Below are 23,752 nucleotides of genomic sequence, written 5' to 3' on the forward strand. Positions count from 1 at the left end.
GCACACAGAGGCGGTGCAGACAGGGTTGATGGCATGGGCGAGCAAGCCGCAGGCGCGAGTGTGCGCCAGGACGATATTTCCCAACGTGTACGTGATGCGCGCCTGAGACTGATTGCGCGCAGCGGGCTGACGTCCGGACCAGTAAACGTGCTCAATGCTGCTGTGATGGCGGTGTTCCTGGCTGGCGGGGTCAGCCCTCTTGTGCTGGCCGCATGGCTGGCGGCTGTGGTGGTCGTATCCGGGCTGCGCCTGGCGGTGCTGATGCCGGCCCGCAAACCTGGCCAGGCGCTCAGCCGGCGGATGATGGGAGCCTTCCTGGCCCTGTCTTTTGTAATGGGCTCGCTGTGGGGCGTGACCCCCTGGATGGTGGGCGAGGGCGCCTCGGCCTTTGCGCTGACGGCGGCGATCGTGATGATTGGCGGCATGACGGCGGGCTCGGCCCTGACCTCTGCGGCGGCGCCCCAGGCGGTGCTCGCCTACAACGCTCCGGCCATGCTGATCAGCGCCAGCTATATGGCCTATCAGGGCGGGCTGTACGGATATCTCTTCGCAGGCTTGATGGTTCTGTTCCTGGTGGTGACCTGCAAGCTGGCGCGCGGCTTTTCGGCCACGCTGACCGATGCTGTGCGCTCCAATTTCGAACTGGAGGAGGTGCGCCGCCAGACCGAGGCTCAGGCCAGCGCCATGATGCGCCTGGCCGAGCACAATGATCTGGCCGCCCGCCGCGCCGAAGATCAGGCGCGCGCCAATGCTGCTGTGCTGGCCAATATGAGCCATGAGTTGCGCACGCCCCTCAATGGCGTGCTGGGCATGGCCCATCTTCTTGAGGAGGCGGGGCTTGAAGGCGAGCCCGCTCGCATGGCCAAGCGCGTGCGCGAATCCGGCCAGTCGCTGGCTTGCATGTTGTCGGATGTGGTGGATGTGGCGCGCATCGAGGCGGGCCGCCTTGAGCTCAATCTGGAAGACGTCACCGCGGCGGCGCTGGCGGAAAAGACCCGGCGCATGTTCGAGCCCCAGGCCGCACTCAAGGGGTTGCGTCTCGACGTGGAGCTGGAAGGCGAGAGCAGCCGCGCTTTGCGCGCCGATGAGGGCCGGGTTTTCCAGATGACCCGTATTTTCGTGGCTAACGCCATCCGCTTCACCGAAGAGGGCTCCATCAAGGTCACCCTGCGCACACAGCTGGACAATGCCGGTGCGGCGCGCCTGCATGTCATCGTGCGGGACACCGGTTCGGGCGTGCCTGAAAGCGCACGCCCGCGCTTGTTCGACAGCCTGACCCAGGATGTCGTGGATCCGTCCATCCGTGAACATGGCACCGGGCTTGGCCTCCATCTGACCAAGCGCCTGGCGGGCCTGATGCAGGGCCGGGTGGGCTATGAGCCCGGTCCGGCGGATGAGGGCTCTGTGTTCTGGTTCGACATCACCTTGCCGGTCTCGGTCAAGGCGGACCGATATGCGGATGGCGAGACGCTCAGCCTGACCCTGCGCCGTCTGCGCATGCTGGTGGCGGAAAGCGACCCGGCCCGCCGCTCGGTGCTGCTGGGCTATCTCAAATCCTTCAACTGCGCGGTGACCTGTGTAGGCTCCAGCCCGGAACTGGTCTCGGCTTTGGGGGCGGCGGCCTATGATGCGGTCGTGGTGGGCCTCGCCATTGAGGATTGCGAACCCGAAGAGGCTGCGGATGATGTGCGCTCATTGCCGTCCACCGCGTCCATGACGCCGGTGGTGCGCCTGGTGCATGATCTTGACGAGCCGGTGCGCCAGATAGCCAATGAGACCCAGGTGCGCGCGCCTGTCTCGGCCGATCACCTGAAGTCCGCACTGGAGCAGGCGCTGGCCGGCGACGTGGCCGCCGCCGCCTCGCTGCGCCGCATAGCCTGATCCAGATAGCTGTGATCAGCCCGGCCGCGCGCCTGCTTCGCCGCGCACCCAGGCCAGAAATCCGTCCGAGCTGCCTTCCGGGCTGACGGCTAGGTCGATAATGCACGGTTCGTCATACGGGTGCAGGCGCGCGATCCGGTCGCTGAGCGCTGACGCCTTCCCCGCAGATGTCTTGAACAGGGCGATGATTTCGCGTTCGCTGCGCATTTCGCCTTCCCAGCGGAACAGCGAGCGACTCTCGCCGAGTATGTTCACACAGGCGCACAAGCCCTCGGCCAGCACCGCCTCGGCAGCGGTTTCGGCGCTCTGAGCGTCCGGCCAGGTGGTGTAGAGCAGGCCCATCGCACTGGCGGTCATGACGCATCTCCTTGCAGACATCGTTCAGCAACCGGATATACACGGGCGCGATGGAGTATGCGATGGATCATGATGCGCGCGCCCTGGTGCTGTTGTCGGGCGGACAGGATTCGGCCACCTGCTTGGCCTGGGCGCTGGCGCGGTATGGCCATGTGGAGACCATTGGCTTCACATACGGCCAGCGCCACGGCGTGGAAATGGAAGCGCGCATGGCGGTGCGCGAGGCGATAGCGACGCATTTTCCTCGGTGGGCGCCGCGACTGGGTCCTGACATCGTGGTGGATATCACCGGCTATGGCGCTCTGGCCGAAAGCGCGCTGACGCGCGACATGGCCTTCGAGATGGATGCGCGCGGCCTGCCCAATACCTTCGTGCCGGGACGCAACCTGGTGTTCCTGACCCTGGCCGCCGCCCATGGCTGGCGCCGGGGCCTGCCAGTGCTGGTCACCGGCGTGTGCCAGACGGACTATTCAGGCTATCCCGATTGCCGGCAGGACACTATCGACGCTCAGGCGCGCGCCCTGTCGCTGGGTCTGGACAGCCCCGTCACCATCGACACCCCGCTCATGCATCTGACCAAGGGCGAGACCTGGGCGCTGGCCCATGAGCTGGGCGGGGACGCGCTGGTCGATCTGACCGTGGAGCATAGCCACACCTGCTATCGCGGCGATCGTGAGACGCGTCACGACTGGGGCTATGGCTGCGGTGACTGTCCGGCCTGCGGGCTGCGTGCGGGCGGCTGGGCGGCATGGCGGGGGCCGGGCGCGACATGACCTATTCGGTCAAGGAGATGTTCCTCACCGTGCAGGGCGAGGGCGGCCAGGCCGGGCGCCCGGCGGTGTTCCTGCGCTTCGCCGGCTGCAATCTGTGGAGCGGGCTGGAGCGTGACCGCATGAGCGCCGTATGCCGCTTCTGCGATACCGATTTTGTTGGAACCGACGGCCCTGGCGGGGGCAAGTTCGCGACCCCCGAAGCGCTCGCAGGCGCCGTCCGCAAGCTGTGGCCGGACGGGGGTGAGCCTTATGTGGTGTGCACGGGCGGCGAGCCGCTCCTGCAGCTGGATGAGGCGCTGATCAGCGCCCTGCACAAGGCCGGCTTCGAAATCGCGGTGGAGACCAATGGCACGATCAAAGCCCCCGCGGGCATTGACTGGATCTGCGTCAGTCCCAAATCCACCGCGCCTTTGCGCCAGACCTCGGGCCACGAGCTCAAGCTGGTCTACCCCCAGGCTGACGCCCCGCCTGAGCGCTTCGCTCATCTTGATTTTGAACAGTTCCGCCTGCAGCCCATGGATGGCCCGGACCAGATGGCCAACGCGCAAGCCGCCTATGAATACTGCCTCAAACATCCCCAATGGCGCCTCAGCTTGCAGACCCACAAATGGATCGGCGCCCCGTAGCGTGCTTCGCACCGGTATGCTGCAGCTGTCCGGGCCAGGTGTCTTGAAGGGGCGGGTGCGGGGCTCCACTTGTTTGATCAGCCAAAGCGGGCGACCCTGCCTGCCTGACACATGACAGAGCGCCAGCGCCTTGTGTGCGCCCGGCGTGGAGACCTGAACGGATGACCGAAACCCGCACCCTGCCGCTTCTGCCCCTGCGCGATATTGTGGTGTTCCCCCACATGATTGTGCCGCTTTTCGTGGGGCGTGAAAAATCCGTACGCGCACTGGAAGAAGTGATGCGCGGGGACAAGCAGATCCTGCTGGCCACCCAGATCAGCGCCGCCGATGACGATCCTGCGCCTGACGCCATCTATCCTGAAGGCGTGGTGGCCTCAGTGCTTCAGCTCCTGAAACTGCCCGATGGCACGGTGAAGGTGTTGGTCGAGGGCGGGCGGCGCATGGCTGTGACCGGCTATCTCGACAATCAGGCCTATTTCGAGGCCGAGGCGCGCATTGTGGACGAGAGCGTGCGCGACGCCGCCGAGGTGGAGGCGCTGATGCGCGCGGCCGCCGACAAATTCGATGACTATGTCAAGCTGAACAAGAAAGTGCCGCCCGAGGCGCTGGCGGCGGTTAGCGAGATCGCGGATCCGGCCAAGATGTCCGACACCATAGCGGCGCATCTGGCGGTGAAGATCACCGACAAGCAGGAGCTTCTGGCCAATCCGGACGTGGCTTCGCGTCTGGAGAGCGTGTTTGCGCTGATGGAGGGGGAGATTTCCGTCCTCCAGGTCGAAACCAAAATCCGAAACCGCGTGAAGCGGCAGATGGAGAAAACCCAGCGCGAATATTATCTCAATGAGCAGATGAAGGCGATCCAGCGCGAGCTGGGTGAAGGCGATGACGGGCGCGAGGAGCTGGCCGAGCTCGAAGAGCGCATCGAAGCGACCAAGCTCTCCAAGGAGGCGCGCGCCAAGGTCGACGCCGAGATGAAGAAGCTGCGCCAGATGAGCCCCATGTCCGCTGAGGCCACGGTGGTGCGCAATTATCTCGACTGGATTCTCTCCATCCCCTGGAACAAGCGCAAGAAAGTGCGCAACGACCTGAAAAAGGCCGAGGACACGCTCGAGCGCGACCATTACGGGCTGGAGAAGGTCAAGGAGCGCATTATCGAGCACCTGGCCGTGCAGGCGCGTACGCGCAAGCTGCGCGGGCCGATCCTGTGCCTGGTCGGGCCGCCGGGCGTGGGCAAGACCTCGCTGGGCCGCTCCATCGCCGAGGCCACGGGACGCGAGTTCGTGCGCATGTCGCTGGGCGGCGTGCGCGACGAAGCCGAGATTCGCGGCCACCGGCGCACTTACATCGGCTCCATGCCCGGGCGCGTCATCCAGTCCATGAAGAAGGCCAAGAGCTCCAATCCGCTCTTCCTGCTGGACGAGATCGACAAGCTGGGCGCGGACTATCGCGGCGATCCGGCGGCGGCGCTGCTCGAAGTGCTCGATCCCGAACAGAACAGCACGTTCAACGACCATTATCTGGAAGTCGATTACGACCTGTCGGACGTGATGTTCATCACCACGGCCAACACGCTCAACATGCCCCAGCCCTTGCTGGACCGCATGGAGATCATCCGCATCGCCGGTTACACTGAGGACGAGAAGGTGGAGATCGCACGCCGCCACCTCATCCCCAAGGTGATGAAGGCCCATGCCCTCAAAGAGGGAGAGTGGACCCTGACCGAGACGGGGCTGCGCGATCTGATCCGCTACTACACGCGCGAATCCGGCGTGCGCAATCTGGAGCGCGAGATCTCCGGCCTGGCGCGCAAGGCGGTGCGCAAGCTGGTGGCGGGCGAAGCCGAGACCATCACCGTCACGCCTGAAAATCTCAATGATTTCGCTGGCGTGCGCAAACACCGCTTCGGCGAGACCGAGCATGAGGACCGGGTGGGCCTGGTCACGGGGCTGGCCTGGACCGAGGTGGGCGGCGATCTTCTGACCATCGAGGCGGTCAAGATGCCCGGGCGCGGCAAGATGACGGTCACGGGCAATCTGCGCGATGTGATGAAGGAATCCATCTCCGCGGCCAATTCCTATGTCCAGTCCCGCGCGCCAGCGCTGGGCGTGAAGCCGCCCGTGTTCCGCTCCACCGACATTCACGTCCACGTGCCCGAAGGCGCCACGCCCAAGGATGGCCCGTCAGCGGGCGGCGCCATGATCACGGCCATCGTTTCGGCGCTCACCGGCATCCCGGTGCGCAAGGATGTGGCCATGACCGGCGAGATCACGCTGCGCGGCCGGGTGCTGCCGATTGGCGGCCTGAAGGAGAAGCTGCTGGCGGCCCTGCGCGGCGGGGTGAAGACGGTGCTGATCCCGCGCGACAATGAAAAGGATCTCGCCGAGATCCCCGACAATGTGAAACAGGGCCTTGAGATCATCCCGGTCGACACCGTCGATCAGGTGCTCGAGCACGCGCTGGCGGGCCGGGTCGAACCGGTGGAGTGGAGCGAAGCGGATGAAGCCGCCTTCGCCGCCGCCGCCCGCGCCGAGGCCTCTACCGGCGAAGCGCGCGCACACTAATCTTGCGGCGGCCCCGCTATCCCTCCCATCTGAGGTGGGGGCAGCGGGGCTGCCATCATGTCCTTGTCTTCAAAGAGAGGCAGGGCGGCGCTTACTGCGCCGCCGCTTCGGCCGCGCGCAGGATGCGCAGGACATTGCCGCCCCACAGGGCGCGAATCTCGTCCTCGCTATAGCCGCGGCGCAGGAGCTCCCAGGTGACGTTGAGGGTTTCGGAGGCGTCGTCCCAGCCCTCGACCCCGCCGCCGCCATCGAAATCGGACGAGATGCCCACATGCTCGATGCCGATGCGCGCCACGGCGTAGTCGATATGGTCGGCGAACTGGGCGAGCGTGACGTCGTCATAACGCGCCCGCAAGCCCGCCACGCCGTCCTGGTAAGCGATCAGATCGGCCTGTGAGGCGCCCGCCCAGCCTTCTGACAGATAGCGCTCGCGCAGGGCGGTGATGCCTTCGAGGATGCGCGGGTCCACATCGGCCACATAGGAGCGGAAGGCGACCATCTGGGCGACGCCGCCATTATCGCGGATCGCGTCCAGCTGCTCGTCATCGAGATTGCGCGCATTCTCGTAATAGCCGGAGGCGCCCGAATGGGAGGCGATAATGGGCGCGCGCGACAGGGCGACGGCCTCCATCATGGAGCGCTTGCCCACGTGGGACACGTCCACAAGGATGCCGTGATCATTGAGCGCGGGGATCAGGGCGCGGCCGAGCTCTGACAGGCCCGGATCCTCGTCTGAATCCCCCAGCCGCTCGAGCGGGTTGGAGCTGCCGGCGAACTGGTTATGGCCGAAATGGGTCAGGCCCACATAGCGCACGCCGCGTTCCGCCCACAGGGGCAGATCATCCAGCGACGGGCCCAGAAGATAGCCGTTCTCGATGCCGATGAGCGCCACCAGCCGGCCTTCGGCATGGATGGCCTCCACCTCGTCGGCCGTGCGCGCCAGGGCGATCTGATCGGGATAGGCCCGCGTCATGCGCATGATGGCCTGATAGGTGTTTTCAGCCGTCGCGCGCGCGCTGGCGTAGCCGTCATCATCCAGCGGCCCCTGGCCGGCATAGACAATCAGGAAGGCCGCATCGAGCCCGCCCGCGCGCATCTTGGGCAGGTCATTCTGCAGCCGGGTGAAGCCGCCCGGATCGATGGCGTGAGTGGCGTAGCCGCGCGGGATGTCGATATGGGTGTCCAGGGTGAGCACGCGCGCGTGGACGGCGCGCGCCTCGGCCTCGGAAACCTCGCGGGCCTGCCGGTCTGCGGCGGCTGCGCCCGCCATCAGGGCGAAGGCGGCGAGGGCGGCGAGACAGGTGCGGATCATGGCAGGACTCCTGGGGGCTGATGACGGGCAGGGGGCAAGGCTAGAGGCGGGGCGGGGGCGGATCAATACGCAGGGGGGCTACTTCTCCCTTCCCTGGGTGGAAAGGGTGGGCCGGAGCTTTGCTCCGGTCCGGGTGGGGTGGGGCGGCAGGCGCGACATGATCTCCCGCACCCCCTCACCTTTATCCTCTCCCCCATGGCCATGGGGGAGAGGGGGCGTCCACGCCGCGCTTGATCCTTTGAGCCAGGCGCCAGGCATTTTCCGAAAACACGCAGCATCAAAGCCTCCTCTCCCCTCCCTGAGGGGAGAGGTAAGGTGAGGGGTGCGGCGCTCAGCTTTCCGAACGTCAGCGCCTTCACCCCCTTTCGTCCCTCACTGCGTTCGGGACACCTCCCCCATCGAGGGGGAGGGAAGGGTATGGCGCTGATTGTCCCTCATCTGGATGGGGAGGCCAGACCGCGCGCTTGAGCCGGTCTCACCGCTTTCCCATATGGGTGGATGCAGACGATCCGCGCGGAGTGAAGAATTTTTGCAGCGCCCTGTTTGCATCGCGCGCCGGGCGATGTACAAGCACCGGCTCTGGCAAGGCGGGCGGCGACGTTCCGCCTGTCGGCTTGTGTGCGGCGCAACGGTGCAGCTCAACAGGGGTGTAGCTCAGCTGGTAGAGCGGCGGTCTCCAAAACCGCAGGTCGGGGGTTCGAGCCCCTCCGCCCCTGCCAGGCGCTCCAGCCCTGAGCGCCTGGCGCCGGTGAATTGAGAAAGATGACTTGACGCGATGGCGCGAGAGACGAAAAACCGCCCGCCGGCGAAACCGGCCGCCAGCGGCCGAAGCGGGTCTTCGGACAACGCAGCCTCTGCGCCTGCCCGCAAGAAACCGTTCAACCCGCTGCGCTTTTTCTCCGAAGTGCGCCAGGAAGGCCGCAAGGTCACCTGGACGGGCCGGCGTGAGACCCTGATCTCCACCATCATGGTGGTGATCATGTCGATCATCGCCATGATCTTCTTCTTTGCCGTGGACACCGTGCTGGGCTGGATCGTCAACGCGCTTCTGAGTCTGGGAGGCTGACGCCGCCATGTCCGCCAAGTGGTATATCGTCAACGCCTTTTCCAACTTCGAGAAGAAGGTGGCCGAGGCCATCCGCTCCGAAGCCGTGCTGAAGGGGCTGGAGGACAAGTTCGAGGAAGTCCTCGTGCCGACCGAAGAGGTCACCGAGGTGCGCCGCGGCCGCAAGGTGAACGCCGAGCGCAAATATTTCCCCGGCTATGTTCTGGTGAAGATGGACATGACCGACGAGGCCTATCACCTCGTCAAGAACACCCCGCGCGTGACCGGCTTCCTGGGCTCGGGCAAGCGCCCGCTGCCGGTGCCGGAAAGCGAAATCCGCCGCATCATGGGCCAGATGGAGGACGACGCGGAGCGTCCGCGCTCCACCATCAGCTATGAGATCGGCGAGAGCGTGCGCGTGACGGATGGCTCCTTCATGGGCTTTGTCGGCGTGGTCGAGGATGTCGACGACGGCAAGGAGACCTTGAAGGTCGCGATCAATATTTTCGGCCGGGCCACCCCGGTCGAGCTGGAGTTCAGCCAGGTCGAAAAATCGACCTGACTGGCGTGAGGGTGCGGGAGGTTCCGGCGCAAGACCATGCCGGGGCCGTGACCGCGCCACCCTTGCGGGGGTCCGCCCCCGCGCAAAGCAAGGGCGTGGAACGGTTCCGCGTCTTATGGAGGAAGGGCCATGGCGAAAAAGATTACAGGTTATATCAACCTGCAAGTTCCCGCCGGCGCAGCCAACCCCTCGCCGCCCATCGGGCCGGCGCTGGGTCAGCGCGGCGTGAACATCATGGAATTCTGCAAGGCGTTCAACGCCAAGACGCAAGAGATGGAAAAAGGGATTCCGATCCCCACCACCATCACCGTCTATCAGGACAAGTCGTTCACCTTCATCACCAAGACCCCGCCGGCGAGCTTCTTCCTGAAGAAGGCCGCCAAGGTGCAAAAGGGGTCTGGCGAGGCGGGCAAGGCTGCGCCCATCGCCTCGGTGACCCGCGCCCAGTGCCGCGAGATCGCCGAAACCAAGATGGCTGACCTGAACGCAAACGACCTGGACGCCGCCACCCGCATCATCGAGGGTTCAGCGCGCTCCATGGGTCTGGAAGTGGTGGAGTAGGCGTCATGGCGAAGATTGCAAAACGGACCGCCGCTGCGCGCAATGGCATTGATCGCGACAAGCTTTACAGCCTCGACGATGCGGTGAAGCTGGTGAAAGAGCGCGCTACGGCCAAGTTTGACGAGACCATCGAGGTCGCCGTCAATCTGGGCGTCGACCCGCGTCACGCCGATCAGATGGTGCGCGGCGTCGTGTCCCTGCCCAATGGCACGGGCCGCTCTGTGCGCGTGGCCGTGTTCGCCAAGGGCCCCAAGGCTGACGAAGCCAAAAAGGCCGGCGCGGACGTGGTGGGCGCTGAAGACCTGTTCGAGACCGTCTCGGCGGGCCAGATCGATTTCGACAAGGTGATCGCCACCCCGGACATGATGCCGCTGGTCGGCCGTCTGGGCAAAGTGCTCGGCCCGCGCGGCATGATGCCGAACCCGAAGGTCGGCACCGTGACCATGGACGTGGCCAAGGCGGTTGCGGACTCCAAGGGCGGCGCGGTGGAATTCCGCGTGGAGAAGGCGGGCATCGTGCACGCCGGCGTTGGCAAGGCCAGCTTCTCCGAAGCCGCGCTGGGCGAAAACATTCGCGCCCTGCTGGGGGCTCTGGTGAAGGCCAAGCCGTCCGGCGCCAAAGGCCAATATGTCAAACGCATCGCGCTGAGCTCCACCATGGGGCCGGGCGTGAAAATCGATGTCGCCGAGGCGTCCGCCTTGGCGCCGGCTGAAGCTGCTGCCTAGAAGCAGCTGAAGCGAGAGTTACCCGCCTGGCCGTTGATGCGGCGGGGCGGGGGTCCGGACTGGTTTTGGCGGCGCAGCCGTCCTGATCCGGTCCGGCCTGTCCGAGATCCCGGGGGAGGGGCGTTCGCGCCGCTCTTAATCCAGACGGCCCCGGGTGAGACAGAGCGAAAACCGTTTTAACCGGCGCGAGCCGGGGTGGCGGTTCGAGCCCTGGGGCAGGCAAGTCCGCGCTGGCGCGCCTGTCCCGGTCTGACCGGACGGCGTTATGGCGCGGCGGCTTGAGGGCCGCCCGCGGTGGGCGGTCCGAACGAAGGGAGACCGCAATGGATCGTACGACCAAAGTGGCGGCGGTCGAGGAGCTCACGGAGATTTTCTCCGCCTCCGGATCTGTCGTCCTGGCCCGTTATTCGGGTCTGACTGTTGCGGAAATGACCAAGCTGCGCGGTGATCTGCGGGCCAAGGGCGGACGTCTGAAAGTCGTCCGCAACCGCCTGGCGAAGATCGCTCTGAAGGGTCAGAAAGGCGAGGGCGCCGCGGACATGTTTCAAGGTCCGATCGCCATTGCCTTTTCTGAAGACTTCACCGCAGCGCCGAAGGTGGCGATCGAGTTCGCCAAATCGAACCCCAAGTTCGAGATCATCGGCGGCTTCATGGAAGAGAATGTCTTTGGCGACGCCAAAGGCGTTGAAGAGCTCTCCAAGATGCCGTCGCGTGAAGAACTCATCGGCGCCATCGTGGGCCGTCTCATGGGCCAGGCCAGCGAGATCGTCTCGCGGCTCAACGCGCCGGGGTCCACCCTGGCCGGCCAGATCGAGGCGATCCGCGAACAAGCGGCCAGCTGACGTCGTCTCCGCAACTCGAACCCATAACCCTGACGAACGCGAAGGAACAAAACCATGGCTGATGTGGCCAAACTTGCTGAAGACCTCCTGGGCCTGACCATTCTGGAAGCCAAGGAGCTTAACGACATCCTGGAATCCAAAGGCATCAAGGCGGCTGCGGCCGCTGTCGCCGTCGCCGCTCCGGCGGGCGGTGACGCTGGTGGCGCTGCGGCGGAAGAGAAAGACGAGTTTGACGTCATTCTCGTCACTGCCGGGGACAAGAAGATCAACGTGATCAAGGAAGTCCGCGCGATTACCGGCCTGGGCCTGAAAGAAGCCAAGGACCTGGTTGAAGCCGGTGGCAAAGCCGTCAAGGAAGGCGCCGCCAAGGCCGAGGCCGAGGAAATCAAGAAGAAGCTCGAAGAGGCTGGCGCCACTGTCGAGCTGAAGTAAGGACCTCCGGGGCCGCCGCAGCGCTCGCGCCGCGGCAGTCCCGGTGATCCGGCGAACGCCCTTGCGGGCGCATGGGGCTTGCCCGTGCGCCCGTAACGGCGTCGCACCAGACGCATACCGCTGCATGGCCATTTCCGTCCCGGAGCCGCGCAGCGCCGCACCGCAAGGGCCCCCTCAATGGCCGCCTTGCGGGGTTCGGGACGGGTGACGGGGGATGCGTCCCCCGGGAGCGCAAGACGCTGGCAAGGCCGGCGATAGGGAGCGAAAATGGGTCTGTCGTTCACGGGCAAGAAGCGCATCCGCAAAACTTTCGGCCGTATTCCCGAAGCCGTGGTGATGCCGAACCTGATCGAGGTTCAAAAGCACTCCTACGAGCAGTTCCTGATGAAGGACATGAGCACGTCCGGGCGCCCTGACGAGGGGTTGCAGGCCGTGTTCAAGTCGGTCTTCCCCGTCAAGGATTTCTCCGAGCGCGCGGTGCTGGAATTCGTCTCCTACGAATTCGAGGCGCCCAAGTTCGACGTCGAGGAATGCATCCAGCGCGATCTGACCTACGCTGCGCCGCTGAAAGTGAAGATGCGCCTCATCGTGTTCGATGTGGACGAGGAAACCGGCGCGCGCTCGGTCAAGGACATCAAGGAGCAGGATGTCTATATGGGCGATATCCCGCTCATGACCGACAAGGGCACCTTCATCGTCAACGGCACCGAGCGGGTGATCGTCTCCCAGATGCACCGCTCTCCGGGCGTGTTCTTCGACCATGACCGCGGCAAGACCCACGCCTCGGGCAAATACCTGTTCGCTGCGCGCATCATTCCCTACCGCGGCTCCTGGCTCGATCTGGAATTTGACGCCAAGGACATCCTGCACGTGCGCATCGACCGCCGGCGCAAGCTGCCCGCGACGACCCTTCTCTATGCGCTGGGCCTGGACAAGGAAGAGATCCTTGGCACGTTCTATGACCGCATCACCTATTCGCGCGCCAAGGACGGCTGGACGCTGCCCTATATCAAGGAACGCTGGCGCGGGGTGAAGCCCGTGCGCGACCTGGTGGACGCGCGTTCGGGCGAGGTGGTGGCGCCGGCCGGCAAGAAGATCGCCGCGCGCACCGCCAACAAGCTGGCCGAGGACGGGCTTCAGGCCCTGTTGGTCTCCGGTGACGACCTGATCGGGCGCTATGCGGCCGAGGATCTGGTCAATATGGAGACCGGCGAGATCTACGCCGAGGCCGGCGACGAACTGACCGAAGAGGTGCTGGAGGCCCTGTCCGAAGCCGGGGTGGAGGGCATTGACGTGCTCGACATCGACGGCGTGGCGGTGGGCGGCCATATGCGCACCACGCTGGCCGCTGACAAGAACGATACGCGCGACCAGGCGCTGGTGGACATCTACCGGGTCATGCGCCCGGGCGAGCCGCCCACGCCGGAGACCGCCGAGGCCCTGTTCAACGGCCTGTTCTTCGATTCCGAGCGCTATGATCTGTCGCCCGTGGGCCGGGTGAAGATGAATATGCGCCTGGATCTGGAATGCCCGGACGATGTGCGCACGCTGCGCCGCGAGGACATTATCGAGGTCCTGCGCGTGCTCTTGAACCTGCGCGACGGCAAGGGCGAGATCGACGATATCGACAATCTGGGCAATCGCCGGGTGCGTTCGGTCGGCGAGCTGATGGAGAACCAGTACCGCATCGGCCTGCTGCGCATGGAGCGCGCCATCAAGGAGCGCATGAGCTCGGTGGATATCGAGACCGTGATGCCCCACGATCTGGTCAACGCCAAACCGGCGGCGGCGGCGGTGCGCGAGTTCTTCGGCTCGTCCCAGCTGTCCCAGTTCATGGACCAGACCAACCCGCTCTCGGAAGTCACCCACAAGCGCCGCCTGTCGGCGCTGGGGCCGGGCGGCCTGACGCGCGAGCGCGCGGGCTTCGAGGTGCGCGACGTGCACCCGACCCATTACGGGCGCATCTGTCCCATCGAGACGCCGGAAGGCCCGAATATCGGTCTGATCAACTCGCTGTCCACCTTTGCGCGGGTCAACAAGTACGGCTTTATCGAGAGCCCCTACCGCAAGGTGGAGAAGGGCAAGCTCACCGACCAGGTGGACTATCTCTCGGCCATGCAGGAAGCGCGCTACGCCATCGCCCAGGCGAACGCCACGGTGGGCGATGACGGCATGCTGGCCAACGAGTTCGTCAACTGCCGCGTGGGTCCGAACCGTGACGCCACCCTGGTGCCGCGCGAGGATGTCGATTACATCGACGTGTCGCCCAAACAGGTGGTCTCGGTGGCCGCTGCGCTCATTCCCTTCCTGGAAAATGACGACGCCAACCGCGCCCTGATGGGCTCCAACATGCAGCGTCAGGCCGTTCCGCTCCTGCGCAACGAGGCGCCGCTGGTGGGCACGGGCATGGAAGGCGTGGTTGCGCGCGATTCCGGCGCGGCCGTGATCGCCCGCCGCGAAGGCGTGGTCGAACAGGTGGATTCGCGCCGCATCGTGGTGCGCGCCACCGGCGATATCGGCGCAGCGCAGTCGGGCGTGGACATCTACCGTCTGTCCAAGTTCCAGCGCTCCAACCAGTCCACCTCGATCAACCAGCGTCCCATCGTGAAGGTGGGCGACCGGGTGCAGGGCGGCGACATCATCGCTGACGGCCCGTCCACGGATCTGGGCGAGCTGGCGCTGGGCCGCAACGTGCTGGTCGCGTTCATGCCCTGGAACGGCTACAACTTCGAGGACTCCATCCTGGTCTCCGAGCGCATCGTGCGCGATGACGTGTTCACCTCGATCCATATCGAGGAGTTCGAGGTCATGGCCCGCGACACCAAGCTGGGCCCGGAAGAGATCACCCGCGACATCCCCAATGTCGGCGAGGAGGCCCTGCGCAATCTTGACGAGGCGGGCATCGTGGCCATCGGCGCTGAAGTCGAGGCCGGCGACATCCTGGTCGGCAAGGTCACCCCGAAAGGCGAAAGCCCGATGACGCCGGAGGAGAAACTCCTGCGCGCCATCTTCGGCGAGAAGGCGTCGGACGTGCGCGACACCTCGCTGCGCCTGCCGCCGGGCGCCACGGGCACCATCGTGGACGTGCGCGTGTTCAACCGCCACGGCGTGGACAAGGACGAGCGCGCCATCTCCATCGAGCGCGAGGAGATCGCGCGCCTGGGCGAGGACCGCGAGGACGAGCTGTCCATTCTGGAGCGCGACATCTTCTCGCGCCTGAAGGAAATCCTTGTGGGCATGACCGCCGTGTCCGGGCCGAAAGGCTTCAAGAAGGGCGCGGTCACCGAAGAGGCGCTGGAGGAAACCCCGCGCTCGCAATGGTGGAAGATCGGCCTTGAAGACGAGAAGGCCATGGCCGAGGTCGAGGCCCTCAAGAAGCAGTATGACGAGTCCAAGGCCCGCCTGGACCGCCGCTTCGAGGACAAGGTCGAGAAGGTCCAGCGCGGCGACGAGATGCCGCCGGGCGTGATGAAGATCGTGAAGGTCTTCGTGGCCATCAAGCGCAAGATCCAGCCCGGCGACAAGATGGCCGGCCGGCACGGCAACAAGGGCGTGATCTCCAAGATCATCCCCATCGAGGACATGCCGTTCATGGAAGACGGCACCCAGGTTGACGTGGTGCTTAATCCGCTGGGCGTGCCCTCGCGGATGAATGTCGGCCAGATCCTGGAGACCCATCTGGGCTTTGCCTGCAAAGGCCTGGGCAAGATGATCGGCGAGGCGCTGGAAGCCTATCAGCGTCACGGCAAGGCTGCGGAGCTGAGCAAGGCGATGCGCTATGCCTATGGCGAGGACCAGGACCTGCCCGAGGACGAGGGCGATCTGGCCGAGCTGGCGCGCAATCTCAAGGACGGGATCGCCATCGCGACCCCGGTCTTCGACGGCGCGCGCGAGCCGGACGTGGTGGAGTATCTGAAAAAGGCCGGGCTCGACGAAAGCGGCCAGTCGGTGCTCTATGACGGCCTCACTGGCGAGCCGTTCCGCCGCAAGGTCACTGTCGGCGTGAAGCATATCCTCAAGCTGCACCACCTGGTGGACGACAAGATCCACGCCCGCTCCATCGGCCCGTACTCGCTGGTCACCCAGCAGCCGCTGGGCGGCAAGGCGCAGTTCGGCGGCCAGCGCTTCGGCGAGATGGAAGTGTGGGCCCTGCAGGCCTATGGCGCGGCCTACACCCTGCAGGAAATGCTCACGGTGAAGTCCGACGACGTGGCCGGGCGCACCAAGGTCTATGAGGCCATCGTGCGCGGCGACAACGCCTTCGAAGCCGGGATTCCGGAGAGCTTCAACGTGCTGGTCAAGGAAATGCGTTCGCTGGGTCTGAATGTGGAGCTGGTCAACCAGTAAACCGCCAACAGCCCCTTACAGCGCGCAACCCGTATCAAGGCGGCGGGCCCCGGCCCCTACCGGCCCCGCCGCCGCCACCGTCAAGGAGACGGACCGATGAACCAAGAGGTCATGAACATCTTCAATCCGTCCGTGGAAGGCCCGACCTTCGACCGGATCCGGATCTCGCTGGCCAGCCCGGAGAAGATTCTCTCCTGGTCCTTTGGCGAGGTGAAGAAGCCCGAAACGATCAATTACCGCACGTTCAAGCCCGAGCGCGACGGCCTGTTCTGCGCGCGCATCTTCGGTCCGATCAAGGACTATGAGTGCCTGTGCGGCAAGTACAAGCGCATCAAGTACAAGGGCATTATCTGCGAGAAGTGCGGCGTCGAGGTGACCCTGGCGCGCGTGCGCCGCGAGCGCATGGGCCATATCGAGCTGGCCGCGCCGGTCGCCCATATCTGGTTCCTGAAATCGCTGCCCTCCCGGATCGCGCTGATCATGGACATGGCCCTCAAGGACGTGGAGCGCGTGCTCTATTTTGAGGCCTATATCGTGATGGAGCCGGGCCTCACCCCGCTGCAGAAGCACCAGCTTCTCACCGAGGAAGAGTATTATGAGGCGGTGGACGAGTATGGCGAGGACGCTTTCACCGCCGGCATCGGCGCCGAAGCGATCCGCGAAATCCTCATCGGCATGGACCTCGAAAAAGAGGTCGAGCGCATGCGCGAGGAGATGGGCGAGACTGGCTCCGAGCTGAAGCTGAAGAAGCTGTCCAAGCGCATCAAGCTGCTGGAATCCTTCATCCAGTCCAAGAACAAGCCCGAGTGGATGATCCTGACGGTCATCCCCGTGATTCCGCCCGAGCTGCGCCCGCTGGTGCCGCTGGATGGCGGCCGGTTCGCCACCTCGGACCTGAACGATCTCTACCGCCGTGTGATCAACCGTAATAACCGCCTCAAGCGCCTGATCGAGCTGCGCGCGCCGGACATCATCATCCGCAACGAAAAGCGCATGCTCCAGGAAGCGGTGGACGCGCTGTTCGACAACGGCCGGCGCGGACGGGTCATCACCGGCGCCAACAAGCGCCCGCTCAAGTCCCTGGCTGACATGCTCAAGGGCAAGCAGGGCCGGTTCCGCCAGAACCTCCTGGGCAAGCGCGTGGACTATTCGGGCCGCTCGGTGATCGTGGTGGGTCCCGAGCTGAAGCTGCACGAGTGCGGCCTGCCCAAGAAAATGGCGCTCGAACTGTTCAAGCCGTTCATCTATGCGCGTCTGGACGCCAAGGGCCTGTCGGGCACCGTCAAGCAGTCCAAGAAGCTGGTCGAGAAAGAGCGTCCCGAAGTGTGGGACGTGCTCGACGAGGTGATCCGCGAGCATCCGGTGCTGCTGAACCGCGCGCCGACCCTGCACCGCCTGGGCATCCAGGCGTTTGAGCCCAAGCTGATCGAGGGCAAGGCGATCCAGCTGCACCCGCTGGTCTGCGCGGCGTTCAACGCCGACTTTGACGGCGACCAGATGGCCGTGCACGTGCCGCTTAGCCTTGAGGCCCAGCTGGAAGCGCGCGTGCTGATGATGTCGACCAACAACATCCTCTCGCCGGCCAATGGCAAGCCGATCATCGTGCCGTCCCAGGATATCGTGCTGGGCCTGTACTATCTGTCCATCGCCAAGGATGGCGAGCCGGGCGAGGGCATGGCCTTCGCCACCATGGGCGAGATCGAGGCGGCTCTGGACGCCGGGGTGATCACGCTGCATTCGAAGATCAAGGCGCGCTACGCCTATATCGACGAGAACGGCGATGAGGTCACCCAGGTAATCGAGAGCACGCCGGGGCGGATGAAAATCCTCGAGCACATGCCGCGCCATCGCGAGTTGGGCCCGAAACTGCTCGATGACCTTCTCACCAAGAAGGCTATCGGGATGATCATCGACGAGGTCTATCGTCACACCGGCCAGAAGGCGACGGTGATCTTCTGCGACCGCATCATGCAGCTGGGCTTCCGCGAAGCGGCCCGGGCGGGCATCTCGTTCGGCAAGGACGACATGCTGATCCCGGAGGCCAAGGCCATCCTGGTGGGCGAGACCCGCAAGCTGGTCGCCGAGTACGAGCAGCAATACGTGGACGGCCTGATCACCAAGGGTGAGAAGTACAACAAGGTCGTGGACGCCTGGGCCAAGTGCACCGACAAGGTGGCCGACGCCATGATGGAGGAGATCTCCAACCCGGCCAAAGGCGTGCCGGGCGAGGTCAACTCGGTCTATATGATGGCCCACTCCGGCGCCCGGGGTTCGAAGAACCAGATGAAACAGCTGGCAGGCATGCGCGGCCTGATGGCCCGTCCCGACGGCTCGATCATCGAGACGCCGATCATCTCCAACTTCAAGGAGGGGCTGACGGTTCTGGAATACTTCAACTCCACCCACGGCGCGCGTAAGGGCCTGGCCGACACGGCGCTGAAAACCGCCAACTCGGGCTATCTCACCCGGCGCCTGGTGGACGTGGCCCAGGACTGCATCATCACCGAGGCCGATTGCGGCACCTCGCAGGGCATCAAGCTCGGCGCGGTGATCGAGGGTGGCGAGGTGGTGGTCTCCCTGGCCCAGCGCCTGCTGGGACGCACCACGGCTGAAGACGTGAAGAACCCCGCCACCGGCGAGGTGATCGCCCCGGCCGACAGCTATCTGGACGAGGATCTGTGCGCCGCGCTCGAAGCGGCCGGCGTGACCTCGGTCAAGGCGCGCTCGCCGCTGACCTGCGAAACGCGGGTGGGCGTGTGCGCGGCCTGTTACGGCCGGGATCTGGCGCGCGGCACCAAGGTGAATATGGGCGAGGCGATCGGCGTGATCGCGGCCCAGTCCATCGGCGAGCCGGGCACCCAGCTGACCATGCGGACCTTCCACATCGGCGGCACCGCTCAGGTCTCCGAGCAGTCCTTCATCGAAGCCAGCCATGACGGCAAGATGACCTTCACCGAGCGCTCCACCGTGAAGACCGCCGATGGCGACTTCATCGTGATGACGCGCAATATGCAGATCGCGGTGACGGGCCCGGACGGCCAGGAGATGGAGAGCTACAAGCTGCCTTACGGCGCGCGCCTGCGCGTGGACGCCGGCAAGGCCGTCAAGCGCGGCGACCGGCTGGCCGAGTGGGATCCCTACACCATGCCGGTGGTCACCGAGGTGGCCGGCAAGGTGAAATTCATCGACGTGATCGACGGGCTGTCGGTCAAGGACGACACCGACGAAGCCACCGGCATCTCCTCGAAAGTGGTGATCGACTGGCGCGGCACGGGCGCGAAGTCCAAGGACATCCAGCCCGCCATGGTGATCACCGACGCCAAGGGCGATCCGGTCAAGCTGCCCAACGGGCAGGCGGCCAGCTATATGCTGTCGGTGGGCGCGATCCTGTCGATCAGCGATGGCGACGAGGTCAGCCCCGGCGACGTGCTGGCCCGCGTGCCCACCGAGGGCGCCAAGACGCGCGACATCACCGGCGGCCTGCCGCGTGTGGCCGAGCTGTTCGAGGCGCGCCGTCCCAAGGACCACGCCATCATCGCTGAAACCACGGGCCGGGTTGAGTTCGGGCGCGACTACAAGAACAAGCGCCGCATCTCCATCCATCCCGAAGGCGAGGGCGCCGAGCCGGTGGAATACCTGGTGCCCAAGGGCAAGCACCTGACCGTGCAGGAAGGCGATGTCATCCAGCGCGGCGAATATCTGATGGACGGCAATCCGGCGCCGCACGACATCCTGCGCATTCTGGGCGTCGAGGCGCTGGCCAGCTATCTGGTCAACGAGATCCAGGAGGTCTACCGCCTGCAGGGCGTGCCGATCAACGACAAGCACATCGAAGTGATCGTGCGCCAGATGCTGCAGAAAATCGAAATCTCCCAGCCGGGCGATTCGGGTTATCTGGCCGGCGAGCACGTCGACAAGATCGAGTTCATCGAGACCAATGAACGCCTGGAAGCCGAGAAGAAGAAGCCCGCTGAAGGCGAGCCGGTCCTTCTGGGCATCACCAAGGCCAGCCTGCAGACCCGCTCCTTCATCTCCGCGGCCTCCTTCCAGGAGACCACGCGGGTGCTCACCGAGGCGGCCATCCAGGGCAAGGTCGACATGCTCGAAGGCCTCAAGGAGAACGTCATCGTCGGGCGTCTGATCCCGGCGGGTACGGGCGGCACCATGCGTCAGTTCCAGGTGTCGGCCGATCAGCGCGACCAGGTGCGCATCGCCGAGCAGGAAGCGGCCGCTGAAGCGGACGCCGAGGCGCTGCCCGCCGAAATCGCCGAGGCCGCCGAAGCCGAGGCCGCCGGCGGGGCCAGCTAGGCCTCAGCCGGTCAGGCGAAATGAGTCAACGCGCGCCCGTCAGGCCAGCCCTGGCGGGCGCGTGCTTGTCCGCCGCGGGGACCCTGAAAATATCGGGTGCGGGCGTCTTGACGCGGACAGGGGTGATGAGTAGGTTCCGCGCTCGATTTCCGGGGGTGAGCCGTAGCCGGTCTGCAAAGCCCGTCTAGACGTCGCCCGGATACTGGACACAACGCCTTCACGACCGTCCGCGGACGAACGGCAAACGCCGTCGCGCCCGCAGACGGGCTTTTCGCGTGGCGCCGCTGGGCGCATGCGATGCTGCGAACAGGAACGGACAAGGGCCTTATGCCGACGATCAACCAGCTCATCCGCAAGCCGCGGAAAGACAAGCCCAAGCGCAACAAGGTGCCGGCCCTGCAGGCTTGCCCGCAGCGCCGCGGCGTTTGCACCCGCGTTTACACCACCACCCCGAAAAAGCCGAACTCGGCCCTGCGGAAGGTCGCCAAGGTGCGCCTGACCAATGGTTATGAGGTGGTGAGCTATATCCCCGGTGAAGGCCATAACCTGCAGGAGCACTCGGTGGTGCTGATCCGCGGCGGGCGCGTGAAGGACCTTCCCGGCGTGCGTTACCACATTCTGCGCGGCGTTCTGGACACCCAGGGCGTCAAGGACCGCCGCCAGCGCCGTTCGAAATACGGCGCCAAGCGTCCGAAATAAGGAGACACGGCCATGTCACGCCGTCACCGCGCAGAGAAGCGCGAGATTCAGCCCGATCCGAAATTCGGCGATCGCGATCTGACCAAGTTCATGAACTACATCATGGTGGACGGTAAGAAATCCGCCGCCGAGGCCATCATCTATGGCGCGCTGGAAATCGTCGAGACGAAAGCCAAGCGCGAGCCGGTGCGCGTGTTCCACGAGGCGCTGGACAATGTGGCTCCCGAGATCGAGGTGCGCTCGCGCCGGGTCGGCGGCGCCACCTACCAGGTGCCGGTGGACGTGCGTCCTGACCGCCGCAAGGCGCTGGCCATCCGCTGGCTGGCCGCCGCCGCGCGTTCGCGCAACGAGAACACCATGCGCGAGCGGCTCGCCGCCGAGCTCATGGACGCGGCCTCCAATCGCGGCACCGCGGTGAAAAAGCGTGAAGACACGCACCGCATGGCCGAAGCGAACCGCGCGTTCGCCCATTACCGCTGGTAAGCCAGCAAGCCTCCTGCTCCTAAAAGGACCCTCCCCATGCCCCGCGAGTACAAGATCGAGGACTACCGCAATTTCGGCATCATGGCCCATATCGATGCGGGCAAGACCACGACGACCGAGCGGATCCTTTATTACACCGGCAAGTCCCACAAGATCGGCGAAGTCCATGACGGCGCCGCGACCATGGACTGGATGGAGCAGGAGCAGGAGCGCGGCATCACGATCACATCCGCGGCCACCACGTGCTTCTGGAAAGACAAGCGTCTGAACATCATCGACACGCCCGGCCACGTGGACTTCACCATCGAGGTGGAGCGTTCCTTGCGTGTGCTCGACGGCGCGGTGGCGCTGCTGGACGCCAATGCCGGCGTGGAGCCCCAGACCGAGACCGTCTGGCGCCAGGGCGACAAGTACAAAGTGCCGCGCATGGTGTTCGTCAACAAGATGGACAAGCTGGGCGCGGACTTCTACCGCTGCGTGGAGATGATCATCGACCGGCTGGCGGCCAAGCCGCTCTGCCTGCAGCTGCCCATCGGCGCAGAGAGCGAGTATGAAGGCTGTATCGATCTTCTGACCATGAAGGCGCTGATCTGGGAATCTGAAAACCTGGGCGCTACCTGGCGCGAGGAAGAGATTCCGGCTGATCTGGCTGACAAGGCCGCCGAATACCGTGAGAAGCTTGTCGAGACCGTCGTCGAGCTCGATGAGGCGGTGATGGAGGCTTATCTCGAAGGCGAGGAGCCGGACATCGCCACCCTCAAGCGGCTGATCCGCCAGGGCACCATCCAGCTGGCTTTCAACCCGGTGCTGTGCGGCACGGCGTTCAAGAACAAGGGCGTGCAGCCCCTGCTGGACGCGGTGGTGGACTATCTGCCCTCGCCGGTGGACGTTCTGAACATTCGCGGCATCGATCCCAAGACCGAAGCCGAAGTGGAGCGCAAGTCCTCTGACGCCTCTCCGCTGTCCATGCTGGCGTTCAAGATCATGAACGACCCGTTCGTGGGCTCGCTGACCTTCTGCCGCATCTATTCGGGCTCCATCACCACGGGCACCTCGGTGCTCAACACGGTGAAGGACAAGAAGGAGCGCGTGGGCCGCATGCTGCTCATGCACTCCAACTCGCGCGAGGACATCAAGGAAGCCTATGCCGGCGACATCGTCGCCATTGCGGGCCTGAAAGACACCACCACGGGCGATACGCTGTGTGATCCGGCCGCGCCGGTCATCCTGGAGCGGATGGAGTTCCCCGAGCCGGTGATCGAGATCGCCATCGAGCCCAAGTCCAAGGGCGACCAGGAAAAGCTGGGCATGGCGCTGTCGCGCCTGGCCGCCGAGGACCCGTCCTTCCGCGTGAAGACCGACGAGGAATCGGGCCAGACCATCATTGCGGGCATGGGTGAGTTGCACCTGGACATCATCGTTGACCGCATGCGCCGCGAGTTCAAGGTCGAGGCCAATATCGGCCAGCCCAAAGTGGCCTATCGCGAGACCCTGGGCCAGGCTTACGAGATCGACTACACCCACAAGAAGCAGACCGGCGGTACGGGCCAGTTCGCCCGCGTCAAGATCCAGTTTGCTCCGGGCGAGCCGGGTTCGGGCTATCAGTTCGAATCCAAGATCGTCGGCGGCTCGGTGCCCAAGGAATACGTGCCGGGCGTGGAAAAGGGCATCAATTCGGTGCGCGAGAACGGCCTGATGGCCGGCTTCCCGGTGATCGATTTCACCGCCACCCTGGTCGACGGCGCCTATCACGACGTGGACTCCAGCGTGCTGGCGTTCGAGATCGCATCGCGCGCCGCCATGCGTGAAGCCAAATCCAGCTTGCGCATGAAGCTGCTCGAGCCGATCATGAAGGTCGAAGTGGTCACCCCGGATGAATACACCGGCTCGGTGATCGGCGACCTGAACTCGCGCCGGGGCCAGATCCAGGGCCAGGAAATGCGCGGCAACGCCACCGTGGTGAACGCCATGGTGCCGCTGGCGAACATGTTCGGCTATGTGAACAATCTGCGCTCGGCCACTCAGGGGCGCGCCCAGTTCACCATGCAATTCGATCACTACGAGCCCGTGCCGCAGGCCGTGGCCGAGGACGTGATCTCCAAGATCGCCTGACGGACGCCGGGCGCCGTCAAGAGCAACACGAGAAGAACAGGACAAGACAATGGCCAAGGGTAAGTTTGAGCGTAACAAGCCGCACGTCAACATTGGCACGATTGGTCACGTTGACCATGGCAAGAC

17 protein-coding genes, 1 tRNA gene and 1 pseudogene are annotated in these 23,752 nt (G+C 65.0%); 17 read left to right on the top strand and 2 right to left on the bottom strand.

Annotated features, from left to right (window positions below; all coding sequences use genetic code 11):
* The first annotated feature begins 33 nt into the window (after window positions 1-33).
* Window positions 34-1,881, top strand: coding sequence for an ATP-binding protein (locus tag F1654_RS13610; RefSeq protein WP_199200590.1), 1,848 nt, complete (start codon window positions 34-36; stop codon window positions 1,879-1,881).
* 15 nt (window positions 1,882-1,896) lie between these two features.
* Here F1654_RS13610 and cutA read toward each other — a convergent pair whose 3' ends face one another.
* Window positions 1,897-2,238, bottom strand: a complete 342-nt coding sequence (cutA, locus tag F1654_RS13615; protein ID WP_199200591.1) for a divalent-cation tolerance protein CutA — start codon at window positions 2,236-2,238, stop codon at window positions 1,897-1,899.
* Window positions 2,239-2,300: 62 nt separating this feature from the next.
* Here cutA and queC point away from each other — a divergent pair, with 62 nt between their 5' ends.
* The 3 genes from queC to lon all read left to right on the top strand — a co-directional run bounded on the left by queC (window position 2,301) and on the right by lon (window position 6,198).
* A complete protein-coding gene (queC, locus tag F1654_RS13620) occupies window positions 2,301-3,011 on the top strand; it encodes a 7-cyano-7-deazaguanine synthase QueC (RefSeq protein ID WP_150024104.1) in 711 nt (236 codons plus the stop codon).
* Entirely contained in the window at window positions 3,008-3,637 is a 630-nt protein-coding gene (gene queE, locus F1654_RS13625) for a 7-carboxy-7-deazaguanine synthase (RefSeq protein WP_150024130.1), read from the top strand. Before queC ends, queE begins: the two co-directional genes overlap by 4 nt.
* A 161-nt stretch (window positions 3,638-3,798) precedes the next feature.
* Window positions 3,799-6,198 (top strand): endopeptidase La, encoded by a 2,400-nt coding sequence (lon, locus tag F1654_RS13630; protein WP_150024105.1) that lies wholly within the window; start codon window positions 3,799-3,801, stop codon window positions 6,196-6,198.
* Window positions 6,199-6,289: 91 nt separating this feature from the next.
* On the opposite strand, the gene F1654_RS13635 is transcribed toward lon, so the two are convergent.
* The gene (locus F1654_RS13635) at window positions 6,290-7,510 is read right to left on the bottom strand and encodes a dipeptidase (RefSeq protein WP_150024106.1); all 1,221 of its coding nucleotides are present in this window, start codon (window positions 7,508-7,510) and stop codon (window positions 6,290-6,292) included.
* A gap of 643 nt (window positions 7,511-8,153) precedes the next feature.
* On the opposite strand from F1654_RS13635, the gene F1654_RS13640 reads away from it, so the two are divergent.
* From F1654_RS13640 to F1654_RS13700, 13 genes and pseudogenes are all read left to right on the top strand, one after another.
* Window positions 8,154-8,229, top strand: a tRNA-Trp gene (locus F1654_RS13640).
* A gap of 56 nt (window positions 8,230-8,285) precedes the next feature.
* Complete coding sequence (gene secE / locus F1654_RS13645; protein ID WP_150024107.1) at window positions 8,286-8,576, top strand: preprotein translocase subunit SecE; 291 nt, start codon at window positions 8,286-8,288, stop codon at window positions 8,574-8,576.
* 7 nt (window positions 8,577-8,583) lie between these two features.
* On the top strand, window positions 8,584-9,117 hold the full coding sequence (gene nusG, locus F1654_RS13650) for a transcription termination/antitermination protein NusG (protein WP_150024108.1): 534 nt from the start codon (window positions 8,584-8,586) through the stop codon (window positions 9,115-9,117).
* 129 nt (window positions 9,118-9,246) lie between these two features.
* Entirely contained in the window at window positions 9,247-9,678 is a 432-nt protein-coding gene (rplK, locus tag F1654_RS13655; RefSeq protein WP_150024109.1) for a 50S ribosomal protein L11, read from the top strand.
* A 5-nt stretch (window positions 9,679-9,683) separates the two neighbouring features.
* Window positions 9,684-10,403, top strand: a complete 720-nt coding sequence (rplA, locus tag F1654_RS13660) for a 50S ribosomal protein L1 (RefSeq protein WP_150024110.1) — start codon at window positions 9,684-9,686, stop codon at window positions 10,401-10,403.
* A 323-nt stretch (window positions 10,404-10,726) separates the two neighbouring features.
* A complete protein-coding gene (gene rplJ, locus F1654_RS13665; protein ID WP_150024111.1) occupies window positions 10,727-11,245 on the top strand; it encodes a 50S ribosomal protein L10 in 519 nt (172 codons plus the stop codon).
* 54 nt (window positions 11,246-11,299) lie between these two features.
* Entirely contained in the window at window positions 11,300-11,677 is a 378-nt protein-coding gene (gene rplL, locus F1654_RS13670) for a 50S ribosomal protein L7/L12 (protein ID WP_150024112.1), read from the top strand.
* Between the two features lie 267 nt (window positions 11,678-11,944).
* Window positions 11,945-16,024 (top strand): DNA-directed RNA polymerase subunit beta, encoded by a 4,080-nt coding sequence (rpoB, locus tag F1654_RS13675; protein ID WP_150024113.1) that lies wholly within the window; start codon window positions 11,945-11,947, stop codon window positions 16,022-16,024.
* A gap of 96 nt (window positions 16,025-16,120) precedes the next feature.
* Complete coding sequence (rpoC, locus tag F1654_RS13680) at window positions 16,121-20,332, top strand: DNA-directed RNA polymerase subunit beta' (protein ID WP_150024114.1); 4,212 nt, start codon at window positions 16,121-16,123, stop codon at window positions 20,330-20,332.
* 327 nt (window positions 20,333-20,659) lie between these two features.
* On the top strand, window positions 20,660-21,031 hold the full coding sequence (gene rpsL, locus F1654_RS13685) for a 30S ribosomal protein S12 (RefSeq protein WP_144254309.1): 372 nt from the start codon (window positions 20,660-20,662) through the stop codon (window positions 21,029-21,031).
* A gap of 12 nt (window positions 21,032-21,043) precedes the next feature.
* Window positions 21,044-21,514, top strand: coding sequence for a 30S ribosomal protein S7 (rpsG, locus tag F1654_RS13690; RefSeq protein ID WP_150024115.1), 471 nt, complete (start codon window positions 21,044-21,046; stop codon window positions 21,512-21,514).
* Between the two features lie 36 nt (window positions 21,515-21,550).
* Window positions 21,551-23,626: an elongation factor G gene (gene fusA / locus F1654_RS13695; protein WP_150024116.1), complete on the top strand. Its 2,076-nt coding sequence runs from the start codon at window positions 21,551-21,553 to the stop codon at window positions 23,624-23,626.
* 49 nt (window positions 23,627-23,675) lie between these two features.
* A pseudogene (locus tag F1654_RS13700) lies at window positions 23,676-23,752 on the top strand (GTP-binding protein); the annotation flags it as partial.

Origin of the sequence: Alkalicaulis satelles, assembly GCF_008630495.1 — a bacterium.
GTDB classification, from domain to species: domain Bacteria; phylum Pseudomonadota; class Alphaproteobacteria; order Caulobacterales; family Maricaulaceae; genus Oceanicaulis; species Oceanicaulis satelles.

Bases quoted from the DNA above. Each gene is read 5' to 3' on its own strand.
- fusA (WP_150024116.1), top strand. From the start codon at position 21,551: ATGCCCCGCGAGTACAAGATCGAGGACTACCGCAATTTCGGCATCATG.
- rpoC (WP_150024114.1), top strand. From the start codon at position 16,121: ATGAACCAAGAGGTCATGAACATCTTCAATCCGTCCGTGGAAGGCCCG.
- rplL (WP_150024112.1), top strand. From the start codon at position 11,300: ATGGCTGATGTGGCCAAACTTGCTGAAGACCTCCTGGGCCTGACCATT.
- rplA (WP_150024110.1), top strand. From the start codon at position 9,684: ATGGCGAAGATTGCAAAACGGACCGCCGCTGCGCGCAATGGCATTGAT.
- queC (WP_150024104.1), top strand. From the start codon at position 2,301: ATGGATCATGATGCGCGCGCCCTGGTGCTGTTGTCGGGCGGACAGGAT.
- rpsG (WP_150024115.1), top strand. From the start codon at position 21,044: ATGTCACGCCGTCACCGCGCAGAGAAGCGCGAGATTCAGCCCGATCCG.
- rplJ (WP_150024111.1), top strand. From the start codon at position 10,727: ATGGATCGTACGACCAAAGTGGCGGCGGTCGAGGAGCTCACGGAGATT.
- rpoB (WP_150024113.1), top strand. From the start codon at position 11,945: ATGGGTCTGTCGTTCACGGGCAAGAAGCGCATCCGCAAAACTTTCGGC.
- cutA (WP_199200591.1), bottom strand. From the start codon at position 2,238: ATGACCGCCAGTGCGATGGGCCTGCTCTACACCACCTGGCCGGACGCT.
- lon (WP_150024105.1), top strand. From the start codon at position 3,799: ATGACCGAAACCCGCACCCTGCCGCTTCTGCCCCTGCGCGATATTGTG.
- F1654_RS13635 (WP_150024106.1), bottom strand. From the start codon at position 7,510: ATGATCCGCACCTGTCTCGCCGCCCTCGCCGCCTTCGCCCTGATGGCG.
- queE (WP_150024130.1), top strand. From the start codon at position 3,008: ATGACCTATTCGGTCAAGGAGATGTTCCTCACCGTGCAGGGCGAGGGC.
- rpsL (WP_144254309.1), top strand. From the start codon at position 20,660: ATGCCGACGATCAACCAGCTCATCCGCAAGCCGCGGAAAGACAAGCCC.
- nusG (WP_150024108.1), top strand. From the start codon at position 8,584: ATGTCCGCCAAGTGGTATATCGTCAACGCCTTTTCCAACTTCGAGAAG.
- F1654_RS13610 (WP_199200590.1), top strand. From the start codon at position 34: ATGGGCGAGCAAGCCGCAGGCGCGAGTGTGCGCCAGGACGATATTTCC.
- secE (WP_150024107.1), top strand. From the start codon at position 8,286: ATGGCGCGAGAGACGAAAAACCGCCCGCCGGCGAAACCGGCCGCCAGC.
- rplK (WP_150024109.1), top strand. From the start codon at position 9,247: ATGGCGAAAAAGATTACAGGTTATATCAACCTGCAAGTTCCCGCCGGC.